Source organism: Enterobacter sp. IF2SW-B1 (assembly GCF_001743375.1).
Taxonomy (GTDB): Bacteria; Pseudomonadota; Gammaproteobacteria; order Enterobacterales; family Enterobacteriaceae; genus Enterobacter; species Enterobacter bugandensis.
The window spans coordinates 538,359-551,798 of record NZ_MJAA01000001.1; the positions used below are offsets into that span (position 1 = coordinate 538,359).

The following is a 13,440-nucleotide window of genomic DNA, read 5'->3' on the forward strand; positions in this document are numbered from 1 at the left end:
GTTTTATACGTCTTTCCTATAGGTTGCACTCGCTCACATTTATACGGGTTGCACCTTTGAAAAGTGTTAAGCACCGCATAAAAACAGGCTTCGCATGCAGAAGCCAGCGCTTTTCTCCAGCTAACTATTCGTTAACAATCCATTCATTTTCCAGCTTGCAAACCAGGTCACATTTAACACGGTTGCACAAAGTTGCAACATGGTGGATATTTCACGCTATCAACAGAACGCTATTACAGAACAACAGGAGTTTTGGCATGGGGATGACCACCATGGGGGTTAAGCTGGATGACGCGACCCGCGAACGGATTAAGACCGCAGCAACCCGCATTGACCGCACACCGCACTGGTTAATCAAGCAGGCGATTTTTAACTATCTGGAAAGGCTGGAGAGCGAAGACGGCCTGCCGGAGCTGCCTGCCCTGCTGGCGGGCGCAGCGAACGAAAGCGAAGACGCCGCGACGGCGGTGGAAGAGAACCACCAGCCGTTCCTCGAATTTGCCGAGCAGATCCTGCCTCAGTCCGTCAGCCGCGCCGCCATTACCGGGGCTTACCGCCGCGCCGAAACCGACGCCGTGCCGATGCTGCTGGAGCAGGCCCGCCTGCCGGAAGCCGTTGCCGCCCAGGCGCACAGCCTGGCGTATCAGTTAGCCGACAAGCTGCGCAACCAGAAAACCGCCACCGGCCGCGCCGGGATGGTGCAGGGCCTGTTGCAGGAGTTCTCCCTCTCCTCACAGGAAGGCGTGGCGCTGATGTGCCTGGCGGAAGCGCTGCTGCGTATTCCGGATAAAGCTACCCGCGATGCGCTGATCCGCGACAAGATCAGCAACGGCAACTGGCACTCCCACATTGGCCGCAGCCCGTCGCTGTTCGTCAACGCCGCCACCTGGGGTCTGCTGTTTACCGGCAAGCTGGTCTCCACCCATAACGAAGCCAACCTGTCACGCTCTCTGAACCGCATTATCGGCAAGAGCGGCGAGCCGCTGATCCGCAAGGGCGTGGACATGGCGATGCGTCTGATGGGCGAGCAGTTCGTCACCGGGGAGACCATTGCCGAAGCGCTGGCGAACGCCCGCAAGCTGGAAGACAAAGGTTTCCGCTACTCCTACGACATGCTGGGTGAAGCGGCCCTGACCGCCGCCGACGCGCAGGCCTACATGGTCTCTTACCAGCAGGCGATCCACGCCATCGGTAAAGCGTCCAACGGTCGCGGTATTTATGAAGGTCCGGGCATCTCTATTAAGCTCTCTGCCCTGCACCCGCGCTACAGCCGCGCGCAGTATGACCGGGTGATGGAAGAGCTCTATCCGCGCCTGAAGTCCCTGACCCTGCTGGCGCGCCAGTATGATATCGGCATCAACATCGACGCCGAAGAGGCTGACCGTCTGGAGATCTCCCTCGATCTGCTGGAAAAATTGTGCTTCGAGCCGGAACTGGCAGGCTGGAACGGGATTGGTTTCGTCATCCAGGCCTACCAGAAACGCTGTCCGTTCGTCATTGATTACCTGATTGACCTGGCCAGCCGCAGCCGTCGCCGCCTGATGATCCGCCTGGTGAAAGGCGCCTACTGGGACAGCGAAATCAAACGCGCCCAGATGGAAGGTCTGGAAGGCTATCCGGTCTATACCCGCAAGGTCTACACCGACGTCTCTTACCTCGCGTGCGCGAAAAAACTGCTCGGCGTGCCGAACCTGATTTATCCGCAGTTCGCGACCCACAACGCCCATACCCTGGCGGCGATCTACAGCCTGGCCGGGCAGAACTACTATCCGGGCCAGTACGAGTTCCAGTGCCTGCACGGCATGGGCGAACCGCTGTACGAGCAGGTCACCGGGAAAGTGGCGGACGGCAAGCTGAACCGCCCGTGCCGCATCTATGCCCCGGTGGGCACCCACGAAACCCTGCTGGCGTACCTGGTGCGTCGTCTGCTGGAGAACGGGGCGAACACCTCCTTCGTTAACCGCATCGCCGACACCACCCTGCCGCTCGACGAACTGGTGGCCGATCCGGTGCAGGCCGTTGAGAAGCTGGCGGCGCAGGAAGGCCAGATTGGTCTGCCGCATCCGAAAATTGCCCTGCCGCGCGAGCTGTACGGCGCGGGCCGCGTCAACTCGGCGGGCCTGGATCTGGCGAACGAACACCGTCTGGCGTCGCTCTCCTCTGCCCTGCTCAACAGCGCATTGCAGAAATGGCAGGCCAAACCGATCCTTGAGCAGTCCGTTGAGGACGGTGAAATGCAGCCGGTGATCAACCCGGCAGAGCCGAAGGACATCGTCGGCTACGCGCGTGAAGCAACCGAAGCGGAAGTGGAACAGGCGCTGGAGAGCGCGGTGAATAACGCGCCAATCTGGTTCGCCACCCCGCCGCAGGAGCGTGCCGCCATTCTGGAACGCGCCGCGGTGCTGATGGAAGATCAGATGCAGCAGCTCATCGGCGTTCTGGTGCGCGAAGCGGGTAAAACCTTCAGCAACGCCATCGCCGAAGTGCGTGAGGCGGTCGACTTCCTGCACTACTACGCCGGTCAGGTGCGCGATGATTTCGACAACGAAACGCACCGTCCGCTCGGTCCGGTGGTCTGTATCAGCCCGTGGAACTTCCCGCTGGCCATCTTCACCGGCCAGATTGCCGCCGCCCTTGCCGCAGGCAACAGCGTGCTGGCGAAACCGGCAGAGCAAACCCCGCTGATTGCCGCCCAGGGCATCAACATTCTTCTGGAAGCAGGCGTTCCGGCGGGCGTGGTGCAACTGCTGCCAGGGCGTGGTGAAACGGTGGGCGCCAAACTCACCTCCGATAACCGCGTGCGCGGCGTGATGTTTACCGGTTCGACCGAAGTGGCCTCCCTGCTGCAACGCAACATCGCCACCCGTCTGGATGCGCAGGGTCGTCCTACCCCGCTTATCGCCGAAACCGGCGGCATGAACGCCATGATTGTTGACTCCTCCGCCCTCACCGAGCAGGTGGTGGTTGACGTGCTGGCCTCCGCCTTCGACAGCGCCGGTCAACGCTGCTCCGCCCTGCGCGTGCTGTGCTTACAGGATGACGTGGCTGACCACACGCTGAAGATGCTGCGCGGCGCGATGGCGGAATGCCGCATGGGCAACCCGGGCCGTCTCACCACCGACATCGGGCCGGTGATCGACGCGGAAGCCAAAGCCAACATTGAAAACCACATTCAGGCCATGCGCGCCAAAGGCCGTCCGGTGTTCCAGGCGGTGCGCGAGAACAGCGAAGATGCCCGCGAGTGGCAGACTGGCACCTTCGTGCCGCCTACGCTGATTGAACTGGCAAGCTTCGACGAGCTGAAAAAAGAGGTCTTCGGCCCGGTGCTGCACGTGGTGCGTTACAACCGTAACAACCTCAACGCGCTTATCGACCAGATCAACGCCTCCGGCTACGGCCTGACGCTCGGCGTGCATACCCGTATCGACGAGACCATTGCGCAGGTCACCGGCACGGCCAAAGTCGGCAACCTGTACGTCAACCGCAACATGGTTGGCGCGGTCGTGGGCGTGCAGCCGTTCGGCGGCGAAGGCCTCTCCGGTACGGGTCCGAAAGCGGGCGGCCCGCTCTACCTGTATCGTCTGCTGGCGAACCGTCCGGAAAATGCGCTGGGCGTGACGCTGGCGCGTCAGGACGCTGAATATCCGGTGGACGCGCAGGTTAAAGCCGTGCTGACCCAGCCGCTGGAGGCGCTGATTAAGTGGGCTGATAACCGTCCTGAACTGCGTGCGATTGCCCAGCAGTACGGCGAGCTGGCGCAGGCCGGTACCCAGCGTCTGCTGCCGGGGCCAACCGGCGAGCGCAACACCTGGACGCTGATGCCGCGCGAACGCGTACTGTGCGTGGCGGATAACGAGCAGGACGCGCTGGTACAGCTGGCCGCGGCGATGGCCACCGGGTGTGAAGTGCTGTGGCCGGACGATGCGCTGCATCGCGATCTCGCCAAACAGCTGCCGAAAGCGGTTTCGGCCCGCATTCGCTTTGCGAAGGCCGATGCCCTGCTGACCCAGCCGTTTGACGCGGTGATCTACCACGGTGATTCCGACCAGCTGCGCGAGCTGTGCGAGCAGGTGGCGGCCCGCAGCGGGGCGATTGTTTCCGTGCAGGGCTTCGCCCGCGGGGAAACCAACCTGCTGCTGGAGCGTCTGTACGTGGAGCGCTCGCTCAGCGTCAACACCGCGGCGGCGGGCGGTAACGCCAGCCTGATGACAATCGGCTAACGCTGTGCTAATAAGGCTCCGGAGACGGAGCCTTATTTTATTGGGGAGTATATGAAACGATATCTTATCGCCGGTGCGGCACTGCTGCTCAGCACCGGCGCGCTGGCCAACGAGTGCGACAACGCGACCACCCAGCTTGAACTGAATACCTGTAGCGCGCAGCAGTACCAGGCAGCCGATAAAAAACTCAACCAGACCTACCAGGCCGCCATCAAACGCGCGGCGGCTCCCCAGCGCGACCTGCTGAAAAAAGCGCAACAGGCGTGGATTACCCTGCGCGACGCGGACTGCGCGTTTATCGGTTCGGGGACGGAAGGCGGGAGCGTCCAGCCAATGATTGTTAACCAGTGCCTGGCGGAGAAAACCGTGGAGCGCGAGGCGTTTCTGGCCTCGCTGATGCAGTGTGAAGAGGGCGACTTAAGCTGCCCTCTCCCGCCGGGCAATTAACGCACGCGGATCCCTTCGATAATCATCCGCTGCACGTTTTCGAGGGTGCTCTGGAAAAACGCCTCGTCCTGGAGCGTTTTACCGGTTACCGCCTCGACCTGGGCCGCAAAGTCAGCGTAATGCTGGGTAGCGGCCCAGATCATAAAGATCAGGTGCTGCGGGTCGACCGGGGCCAGCTTACCGCTGGCAACCCATCCGGCGATAATCGCCGACTTATCGTCCACCAGCTGCTTTAAATCCCCCGTCAGCTCCGCCTGTAGCAGCGGCGCGCCCTGCAGCATCTCAAGACAAAACAGCCTTGACGCCTGCGGGTAATCGCGCGACACCTCGAGCTTCAGGCGAATGTACTCCTCGATAGCCACCAGCGGGGCCAGCTCTTCGCGAAATGCCTTGAGCGGCGCCAGCCAGATATCGAGGATCTGCTGCATCACCGCCACATACAGCGCCTCTTTCGACGGGTAATAGTAGAGCAGATTGGTTTTAGACACCCCGGACTGCTCCGCCACCTGCTCCAGGCGCGTGCCGTGGATGCCAAACTGTGAAAAGGTCTCCAGCGCGGCGCTGAGGATCGCCTGCTTCTTGGCGCTCACCGCCTGCGAACGTTTTCCGGGTGTTTTCACTGCGCCTTGTGTCATTTCCGCTCTCCATTTTCTTTCCTGCGCTCAGCATAGCAAAACCCCCGCCTCGCCACGACCTTCTGCACTCCCATCGCGCATGAGTGCCTGTTTTCTGTGCAATGTTTTTGACCATTTAGTCCACATTTAGCGGCATCAATCCTCCAACCTTTGATTAACACATTAATAACACAAGCGTTTTCAAAACTGGCATTGCCTTTGCAAAACCACCGTTACACCTGCGACGTAATGAAGAGAGGTTCGTGATGAAAATTGGCGTATTTGTACCCATCGGCAACAACGGCTGGCTTATCTCGACCACTGCACCGCAGTACATGCCGACCTTTGAGCTGAACAAAGCCATCGTGCAGAAAGCGGAGCACTACCATTTCGACTTTGCGCTTTCGATGATCAAGCTGCGCGGCTTTGGCGGCAAAACGGAATTCTGGGATCACAACCTGGAGTCCTTCACACTGATGGCCGGGCTGGCAGCGGTTACCTCGCGGATCCAGATCTACGCCACCGCGGCCACCCTCACCCTTCCGCCCGCGATCGTGGCACGCATGGCCTCCACCATCGACTCCATCTCCGGCGGGCGCTTTGGCGTTAACCTGGTCACCGGCTGGCAAAAACCGGAGTACGAGCAGATGGGACTCTGGCCGGGCGACGATTACTTCTCCCGTCGCTACGACTACCTGACCGAATACGTGCAGGTCCTGCGCGATCTGTGGGGCACCGGCAAAAGCGACTTCAAAGGCGACTTCTTTACCATGAACGACTGCCGCGTCAGCCCGCAGCCGTCGGTACCGATGAAGGTGATTTGCGCCGGGCAGAGCGACGCGGGGATGGAATTCTCCGCGAAATACGCCGACTTTAACTTCTGCTTCGGCAAAGGCGTTAACACCCCTGCCGCCTTCGCCCCGACCGCCGCGCGGATGAAAGAGGCCGCCGACAAAACCGGGCGCGACGTGGGCTCGTACGTGCTGTTCATGGTCATTGCCGACGAAACCGACGACGCCGCACGCGCCAAATGGGAACGGTATAAGGACGGCGCTGACGACGAAGCCCTGAGCTGGCTTACCGAGCAGAGCCAGAAAGACACCCGTTCCGGCGCAGACACCAACGTGCGCCAGATGGCCGACCCGACCTCCGCCGTCAATATCAACATGGGCACGCTGGTTGGCTCGTACGCCAGCGTTGCCAGGATGCTCGACGAAGTGGCGGCCGTACCCGGCGCGGAGGGCGTCCTGCTGACCTTCGATGATTTCCTCACCGGCGTGGAAACCTTCGGCGAGCGCATCCAGCCGCTGATGCAGTGCCGCACCCATATCCCTGCCGTCACGAAGGAGGTGGCGTAATGACGACCTTAAACGCTCGCCCGGAAGCCATCACCTTTGCGCCGCAGCAGAGCGCGCTGATCGTGGTGGACATGCAAAACGCCTATGCCAGCCAGGGCGGTTATCTGGATCTGGCGGGGTTCGACGTCTCCGCCACAAGGCCTGTGATCGAGAACATCAAAACCGCCGTCGCCGCCGCGCGCGCGGCGGGAATGCTCATCATCTGGTTCCAGAACGGCTGGGATGACCAGTACGTCGAGGCCGGCGGCCCCGGCTCGCCCAACTTCCACAAGTCGAACGCCCTGAAAACCATGCGCAAGCGGCCCGAACTGCAGGGCAAGCTGCTGGCCAAAGGCGGCTGGGATTATCAACTGGTGGACGAGCTGGTCCCGCAGGCGGGCGATATCGTCCTGCCGAAACCGCGCTACAGCGGCTTTTTCAACACCCCGCTCGACAGCCTGCTGCGCAGCCGGGGCATTCGCCACCTGGTGTTCACAGGCATTGCCACCAACGTGTGCGTGGAATCGACCCTGCGCGACGGCTTTTTCCTCGAGTATTTCGGCGTGGTGCTGGAAGACGCCACCCACCAGGCCGGGCCGGAATTCGCCCAAAAGGCAGCTTTGTTCAATATCGAAACCTTTTTTGGCTGGGTCAGTAACGTTGCGGATTTCTGCGACGCCCTGAATCCTCCGCTCGCCCGTATCGCCTGAGGAGACACACGATGCCGAAATCCGTAATCATCCCGCCGGGCACCAGCACGCCCATCGCCCCGTTTGTCCCCGGCACCCTCGCCGACGGCGTGGTGTATGTCTCCGGCACGCTGCCGTTTGATAAAGACAACAACGTGGTATTTATCAACGACCCAAAGGCGCAAACCCGCCACGTGCTGGAGACGATCAAAACCGTGATCGAAACGGCAGGTGGCACGATGGAGGATGTGACCTTCAACAGCATCTTTATCACCGACTGGAAAAACTACACCGCGATTAACGAAATCTACGCCGAGTTCTTCCCCGGCGATAAACCGGCGCGGTTCTGCATTCAGTGCGGGCTGGTAAAACCGGACGCGCTGGTTGAGATCGCCACCGTTGCGCACATCGCGAAGTGAGGCAGGCATGAAACTTTCCGTCTCGCCGCCGCCGTACGAGGGTGCGCCCGTGGTGGTCTTTATTTCCGGTCTCGGCGGCAGCGGCAGCTACTGGCTGCCCCAGCAGGCCGCGCTGGAGCCGGAGTATCAGGTGGTGTGCTATGACCAGCGGGGAACGGGCAATAACCCCGACACCCTGCCGGAGGGTTACAGCCTTGCGCAGATGGCAGACGAGCTCGCCCAGGCGCTGGCTGACGCAGGCATTGCGCGCTACAGCGTCGTCGGGCACGCGCTCGGCGCGCTGGTCGGCCTGCAGCTGGCCCTCGACAGGCCCGACGCCCTCACCGCGCTGGTGTGCGTCAATGGCTGGCTGACCCTCAATGCCCACACCCGCCGCTGTTTTGACGTTCGCGAGCGGCTGCTGCATTCCGGCGGCGCGCAGGCGTGGGTCGAGGCGCAGCCGCTGTTTCTCTACCCGGCAGACTGGATGGCCGCCCGCGCGCCGCGTCTGGAGGCCGAAGAAGCGCTGGCGCTGGCCCATTTCCAGGGTAAAACCAACCTGCTGCGCAGGCTCAGCGCCCTGAAAAAAGCCGACTTCCGCCGCCAGTCCGCACGCATTCGCTGCCCGGTGCACATTATCTGTTCCGCCGACGACGTGCTGGTGCCGTCTGTCTGTTCCGCTGAATTGCACGCCGCCCTCCCGCACGCCCACAAAACGGTCATGCGCCAGGGCGGACATGCCTGCAACGTCACCGAACCGGACACCTTTAACACCCTGCTGCTGAACGGGCTTGCCAGCCTGCTGCACAGCCCTGAACCCGCTTTATAAGGAGCTTTAATGAGCGAAGCCATTACCCCCGCCGCGCTGGAAACGCTGTTCACCGGTGCCCGCACCCACAACGGCTGGCTGGATATGCCGGTCAGCGACGAGACGCTGCGCGAGATGTATGACCTGATGAAATGGGGCCCAACGTCTGCCAACTGCTCACCGGCGCGCATTGTCTTTGTGCGAAGCTCAGAGGGAAAAGAGAAGCTGCGCCCGGCGCTCTCCAGCGGCAACCTCGAGAAAACGCTTACCGCCCCTGTGACAGCGATTGTCGCCTGGGACGGGGAATTCTACGAGCGCCTGCCCGAGCTGTTCCCGCACGGCGATGCCAGAAGCTGGTTTACCGCAAGCCCCGCGCTGGCGGAAGAGACGGCCTTTCGCAACAGCTCAATGCAGGCCGCGTATCTGATTTTCGCCTGCCGCGCACTCGGCCTGGACACCGGCCCGATGTCGGGCTTTGACCGACAAAAGGTCGACGAGGCCTTTTTCACCGGCACAACGCTTAAAAGCAACCTGCTGATCAACATTGGCTATGGCGATACGAGCAAACTTTACGGGCGCCTGCCGCGCCTGACCTTCGACGATGCCTGCGGACTGGCGTAAGGAGCGATCGTGATGACACCCGATAAACAGACCTTTCGCGACGCCATGGCCTGCGTTGGCGCGGCGGTCAACATCATCACCACCGACGGCCCGGCGGGGATGGCGGGCTTTACCGCCAGCGCGGTATGCAGCGTCACGGATTCCCCTCCCACCCTGCTGGTGTGCCTGAACCGCGGCGCGTCGGTCTGGCCCACGTTCAGCGAAAACCGCACCCTGTGTGTGAATACCCTGAGCGCCGGACAGGAGCCTTTATCCAATCTGTTTGGCGGCAAAACGCCGATGGCGGAACGCTTTACCGCCGCCCGCTGGCAGACGGGCGACACGGGCTGCCCGCGTCTGGAGGATGCGCTGGCCTCGTTTGACTGCCGCATCAGCCAGGTGGTCAGCGTCGGTACTCACGACATTCTGTTTTGCGACATCGTATCGATTATTCGCCACCCCGCACCGCAAGGTCTGGTGTGGTTTGACCGCAGCTACCACGCGCTTATGCGACCCGCCTGCTAAGGCGCTTTAAGGAGACAGACCATGTTCGGATTTCCCCACTGGCAGTTGAAATCGACCTTCACTGAAGCAGGCGTGGTCGCGCCGGATGAACGCCTCCCGCTCGGGCAAACCATGGTGATGGGCGTCCAGCATGCAGTCGCGATGTTTGGCGCGACGGTATTGATGCCGATGCTGATGGGGCTCGATCCCAACCTGTCTATTCTGATGTCGGGAATCGGCACCCTGCTGTTCTTTTTTGTTACCGGCGGGCGCGTGCCCAGCTACCTGGGCTCCAGCGCCGCCTTTGTCGGCGTGGTGATCGCCACTACCGGTTTTAACGGCCAGGGGATCAACCCCAACCTGAGCGTGGCCCTTGGCGGCATCATCGCCTGCGGGCTGGTCTATACCCTGATTGGTCTCGTTGTGATGAAGATCGGCACGCGCTGGATCGAACGGATGATGCCCCCCGTCGTCACCGGCGCGGTGGTGATGGCGATAGGCCTGAACCTCGCGCCGATTGCGGTGAAAAGCGTCTCCGCTTCGCCGTTTGAAAGCTGGATGGCGGTGATCACGGTGCTGTGCATCGGCCTGGTGGCAGTCTTTACGCGCGGGATGATCCAGCGTCTGCTGATCCTGGTCGGGCTGATTGTCGCCTGTCTGATCTACGCCCTGCTGGCGAACGTGTTCGGCATGGGCAAGCCGGTCGATTTTACCCTGCTTCATCAGGCCGCCTGGTTCGGTCTGCCGCAGGTGACCTCGCCCACCTTTAACACGCAGGCGATGATGCTTATCGCCCCGGTGGCGGTGATCCTGGTGGCGGAAAACTTAGGGCACCTGAAGGCGGTGGCGGGAATGACCGGGCGCAGCATGGATCCGTACATGGGCCGCGCGTTCGTCGGCGACGGGCTGGCGACCATGCTCTCAGGCTCCGTGGGCGGCAGCGGCGTGACCACCTATGCGGAAAACATCGGCGTGATGGCGGTGACCAAGGTCTACTCAACGCTGGTCTTCGTGGCGGCGGCGGTAATGGCGATCCTTCTTGGTTTCTCACCGAAGTTCGGCGCGCTGATCCACACCATTCCGTCACCGGTCATCGGCGGCGCGTCGATTGTGGTGTTCGGGCTGATCGCCGTGGCCGGGGCACGCATTTGGGTGCAGCATCGGGTTGACCTCAGCCAGAACAGCAACCTGATCATGGTGGCCGTCACGCTGGTGCTGGGCGCGGGCGATTTTGCCCTGACGCTGGGCGGGTTTACGATCGGCGGGATTGGTACGGCGACCTTCGGCGCGATCCTGCTTAACGCCCTGCTGAGCCGCCGGATGGCTGCCGCGCCGCAGGCCGCCGCGGCGCATCTGGATTCGTGAAATCGATATGTCGGGTGACGGCTACGCCTTACCCGACCTGCATGCTCCTTTAGAGCGATCACGCCTGCTCAAACAGTCGTTCGATAGCTTTTGTCGGGAAGAACAAAGAATGGCTGTTTTCGCCTGCCAGCGGGATGAACCCCAGCTTCAGATAAAATCGTTTAGCCTGCTCGCTAAGGGCATCAACAAATATTCCGTGTACTCCCACAGCCTGCGACGCCAGGTAAACCACCCGCATAGCGTGTGCAACAAGCGTTGTTCCCCACTCGTTTCCCTGTAGTTCTTTATGAATAGCCAGACGTCCCAGCGTCACGCTGGGTACGTTGAGATAAGGGATCCGACGCTGCTGAGTCTTAGAAGGAAGCATCGCTCTCTCAAAGCAACTTCCCGATAGCGTGTAATAGCCCAGCACGCGCGGATGGTCGCGCTCTTTAAGCAGGTAGGCTCGTAGAATACGTCCATTGTGCTGGCGTACCAGGTGTTCTCTCAGGAAAGCATTTAGCGAGGGTTCACCACAATCAAAATCCCCGAAATCATAGTCGGTTCCCTCTGAAAACATTTCAATCGTGAGATTTGCCAAGACGCTTCACTCCATGTTTCGAAGACGTTTTGCCGCGCGCTTGAGGCGTTCATTTGGCTCTGGCGGATTGTCGATGGCATCCATCACCGCATTCCATGAGGCTTCGTTTAACACGAGACGACGGTGTTGCTCGATGACCTCTGCAGCACGCTCTGACGCACTGTTCACCATAAACTGGGTGATCGTTTGATTCGTCATCGCCGCCGCTTCTTCAATCATTGTTTTGTCTTCGTCCGTTAAGCGAAGATCGATACGCTGTTTTTTAAGTGCTGGCATGGTTTACATCACCGTGTACGGTTTTAATCCGTACACATCCTAAGTAACGTTGCGCTTTTTTTCAATCTAAACCTTTTTCAGCAGTCAAATGACTCGCTTCACGCCGCCGCTTTCTGAGCTTTAGCTCGCTCACCAGCACCCCGGCGACAATAAACGCCGCGCCCACCAGCGCCAGCAGCGGTAAACGCTCGCCGGCCAGTCGTCCGAAAATCCCCGCCCAGACCGGTTCACCGGTGTAGATCACCGTCGCCCGCGTTGGCGATACGCTGCGCTGCGCCCAGTTCATGGTCACCTGGATAATGGCGCTGAAGATGCCAAGCCCCAGCGCGACCACCACCAGCCCCGTGGACATCGGCGGCACGGATTCCCCGGCTGGCACCATCGTCGCGAAGGCCACCAGCGACGCCGTCGCGAGCTGCACCACCGTCACGCGCTTGACGTCCACTTTCCCAGCCCAGGCGCTGATCAGAATAATTTCCGCCGCGATGGCAATGGCCCCGACGAGGGTAATGATCTCGCCCGGCCCCAGCGCCAGCAGGTTATTTTCCGGCCCGGCTAATAAAATCAGGCCGATAAACGCCAGCACGATGCCAATGCAGGACATCAGCCCCGGTAGCCGCCCGAGGCATAACCATTGCAGCAGCGGCACCAGCGGCACGTACATGGCGGTAATAAAAGCGGATTTGCTGCTGGAGATGGTCTGCAATCCCCACGTCTGCAGGCTGTAGCCCATCGCTATCGCAACTCCAATCGCCACGCCGGCCTTGAGTTCCTTCAGCGTCAGACCCCGCAGCGTTTTAAGGGAGATCAGCCCCACGGCTATCGCCGCCGTCGCAAAGCGCAGGCCGACAAAAAAGAACGGATCGCTGAGGGTCACCGCGTACTGGACGGCAAGAAAGGTCCCGCCCCAGAACATGGTGATGAGAATAAGGATGGCTTCCTGCGGTTTTATGGAGAATTTAAAGCGTGAGACGGACATGCGACACCAACAAGTGAGATCAATTCTGTAGTGTGCGTTGCCTTTGGTTACAGTTCAATGTTGCAGACATAAAAAAACCGCCGGGAAACCCGGCGGCAGGGAGTCAACCCGGCGTACTACTTATTGCTGCCGTGGCTATTTTTACCCCCTTTTTTACCAGCCTCTGATGCGCGCTGAGGGTCGTTCTTAAAGTTACCCCCGCTAGACTGGCCACCTTTACGACCTGCTTCTGATGCTCTTTCACGGTCTTCAGCGAAATTACCTGAACCACCACGATGGTTTGCCATCTCTAACCTCCAGAGTGTGAAACATTAGACATCATATTGCATTCAGTAAAAGAGGATTCTTTCACCTCGCGGCTAAAGGACAGGGCCTTTATCTGTGCCGCGTGAAACTAAGCTTAGTGGACTGAGGCTATCCGGCAAGCCACGGGTAATATTCTGCAACATGATATCCGCCTTTCGGGTCAGATAACGCGACGGAAATCTATAAGCCTTTCTTATCATTTTAAAATTCGACGACCAGAAAGTTGTTTCATTTTGCTACAGCACCGTATTGTAACCATGTTGTTATAAATCAAAGAAATGCCGTTCATTTTTGCAGTCTGGCCGTGATGTCATATC

Annotated in this window: 14 protein-coding genes; 9 read left to right on the forward strand and 5 right to left on the reverse strand. The window is 60.3% G+C overall.

Annotation, left to right across the window (positions count from 1 at the left end; genetic code table 11):
* Positions 1-257: 257 nt before the first annotated feature.
* Entirely contained in the window at positions 258-4,220 is a 3,963-nt protein-coding gene (putA, locus tag A6013_RS02720; RefSeq protein WP_069732499.1) for a trifunctional transcriptional regulator/proline dehydrogenase/L-glutamate gamma-semialdehyde dehydrogenase, read from the forward strand.
* Positions 4,221-4,271: 51 nt separating this feature from the next.
* Entirely contained in the window at positions 4,272-4,667 is a 396-nt protein-coding gene (locus A6013_RS02725; RefSeq protein WP_069732500.1) for a lysozyme inhibitor LprI family protein, read from the forward strand.
* Here the strand turns inward: A6013_RS02725 and rutR are convergent.
* Positions 4,664-5,302, reverse strand: a complete 639-nt coding sequence (gene rutR / locus A6013_RS02730) for an HTH-type transcriptional regulator RutR (RefSeq protein ID WP_028012659.1) — start codon at positions 5,300-5,302, stop codon at positions 4,664-4,666. The genes A6013_RS02725 and rutR overlap by 4 nt on opposite strands.
* Positions 5,303-5,547: 245 nt before the next feature.
* Between rutR and rutA the strand changes: the two genes are divergently transcribed.
* From rutA to rutG, 7 genes are read left to right on the forward strand one after another with little or no spacing between them, the layout of a single operon-like run.
* On the forward strand, positions 5,548-6,639 hold the full coding sequence (rutA, locus tag A6013_RS02735; protein ID WP_069732501.1) for a pyrimidine utilization protein A: 1,092 nt from the start codon (positions 5,548-5,550) through the stop codon (positions 6,637-6,639).
* A complete protein-coding gene (rutB, locus tag A6013_RS02740; RefSeq protein WP_028012657.1) occupies positions 6,639-7,328 on the forward strand; it encodes a pyrimidine utilization protein B in 690 nt (229 codons plus the stop codon). Before rutA ends, rutB begins: the two co-directional genes overlap by 1 nt.
* 11 nt (positions 7,329-7,339) lie before the next feature.
* Positions 7,340-7,726, forward strand: a complete 387-nt coding sequence (gene rutC, locus A6013_RS02745) for a pyrimidine utilization protein C (protein WP_069732502.1) — start codon at positions 7,340-7,342, stop codon at positions 7,724-7,726.
* Between the two features lie 7 nt (positions 7,727-7,733).
* Entirely contained in the window at positions 7,734-8,534 is an 801-nt protein-coding gene (rutD, locus tag A6013_RS02750) for a pyrimidine utilization protein D (RefSeq protein ID WP_028012656.1), read from the forward strand.
* Between the two features lie 9 nt (positions 8,535-8,543).
* Positions 8,544-9,134, forward strand: coding sequence for a malonic semialdehyde reductase (locus A6013_RS02755; protein ID WP_069732503.1), 591 nt, complete (start codon positions 8,544-8,546; stop codon positions 9,132-9,134).
* A gap of 12 nt (positions 9,135-9,146) precedes the next feature.
* A complete protein-coding gene (gene rutF, locus A6013_RS02760) occupies positions 9,147-9,638 on the forward strand; it encodes an NADH-dependent FMN reductase RutF (RefSeq protein WP_032644856.1) in 492 nt (163 codons plus the stop codon).
* A 21-nt stretch (positions 9,639-9,659) separates the two neighbouring features.
* Positions 9,660-10,982 (forward strand): pyrimidine utilization transport protein G, encoded by a 1,323-nt coding sequence (rutG, locus tag A6013_RS02765; RefSeq protein WP_069732504.1) that lies wholly within the window; start codon positions 9,660-9,662, stop codon positions 10,980-10,982.
* Positions 10,983-11,040: 58 nt separating this feature from the next.
* Here rutG and A6013_RS02770 read toward each other — a convergent pair whose 3' ends face one another.
* The 4 genes from A6013_RS02770 to A6013_RS02785 all read right to left on the reverse strand — a co-directional run bounded on the left by A6013_RS02770 (position 11,041) and on the right by A6013_RS02785 (position 13,104).
* Complete coding sequence (locus A6013_RS02770) at positions 11,041-11,541, reverse strand: GNAT family N-acetyltransferase (RefSeq protein ID WP_172616463.1); 501 nt, start codon at positions 11,539-11,541, stop codon at positions 11,041-11,043.
* A 27-nt stretch (positions 11,542-11,568) separates the two neighbouring features.
* Positions 11,569-11,838: a DUF1778 domain-containing protein gene (locus A6013_RS02775; RefSeq protein ID WP_008499829.1), complete on the reverse strand. Its 270-nt coding sequence runs from the start codon at positions 11,836-11,838 to the stop codon at positions 11,569-11,571.
* 61 nt (positions 11,839-11,899) lie between these two features.
* A complete protein-coding gene (locus tag A6013_RS02780; protein ID WP_069732505.1) occupies positions 11,900-12,817 on the reverse strand; it encodes a DMT family transporter in 918 nt (305 codons plus the stop codon).
* Between the two features lie 116 nt (positions 12,818-12,933).
* Positions 12,934-13,104 (reverse strand): general stress protein, encoded by a 171-nt coding sequence (locus A6013_RS02785; protein ID WP_001273664.1) that lies wholly within the window; start codon positions 13,102-13,104, stop codon positions 12,934-12,936.
* Positions 13,105-13,440: the final 336 nt, after the last annotated feature.

Excerpts from the sequence above, each read along its gene's own strand:
- putA (WP_069732499.1), top strand. The coding sequence starts at position 258 with ATGGGGATGACCACCATGGGGGTTAAGCTGGATGACGCGACCCGCGAA.
- A6013_RS02725 (WP_069732500.1), top strand. The coding sequence starts at position 4,272 with ATGAAACGATATCTTATCGCCGGTGCGGCACTGCTGCTCAGCACCGGC.
- rutR (WP_028012659.1), bottom strand. The coding sequence starts at position 5,302 with ATGACACAAGGCGCAGTGAAAACACCCGGAAAACGTTCGCAGGCGGTG.
- rutA (WP_069732501.1), top strand. The coding sequence starts at position 5,548 with ATGAAAATTGGCGTATTTGTACCCATCGGCAACAACGGCTGGCTTATC.
- rutB (WP_028012657.1), top strand. The coding sequence starts at position 6,639 with ATGACGACCTTAAACGCTCGCCCGGAAGCCATCACCTTTGCGCCGCAG.
- rutC (WP_069732502.1), top strand. The coding sequence starts at position 7,340 with ATGCCGAAATCCGTAATCATCCCGCCGGGCACCAGCACGCCCATCGCC.
- rutD (WP_028012656.1), top strand. The coding sequence starts at position 7,734 with ATGAAACTTTCCGTCTCGCCGCCGCCGTACGAGGGTGCGCCCGTGGTG.
- A6013_RS02755 (WP_069732503.1), top strand. The coding sequence starts at position 8,544 with ATGAGCGAAGCCATTACCCCCGCCGCGCTGGAAACGCTGTTCACCGGT.
- rutF (WP_032644856.1), top strand. The coding sequence starts at position 9,147 with ATGACACCCGATAAACAGACCTTTCGCGACGCCATGGCCTGCGTTGGC.
- rutG (WP_069732504.1), top strand. The coding sequence starts at position 9,660 with ATGTTCGGATTTCCCCACTGGCAGTTGAAATCGACCTTCACTGAAGCA.
- A6013_RS02770 (WP_172616463.1), bottom strand. The coding sequence starts at position 11,541 with ATGTTTTCAGAGGGAACCGACTATGATTTCGGGGATTTTGATTGTGGT.
- A6013_RS02775 (WP_008499829.1), bottom strand. The coding sequence starts at position 11,838 with ATGCCAGCACTTAAAAAACAGCGTATCGATCTTCGCTTAACGGACGAA.
- A6013_RS02780 (WP_069732505.1), bottom strand. The coding sequence starts at position 12,817 with ATGTCCGTCTCACGCTTTAAATTCTCCATAAAACCGCAGGAAGCCATC.
- A6013_RS02785 (WP_001273664.1), bottom strand. The coding sequence starts at position 13,104 with ATGGCAAACCATCGTGGTGGTTCAGGTAATTTCGCTGAAGACCGTGAA.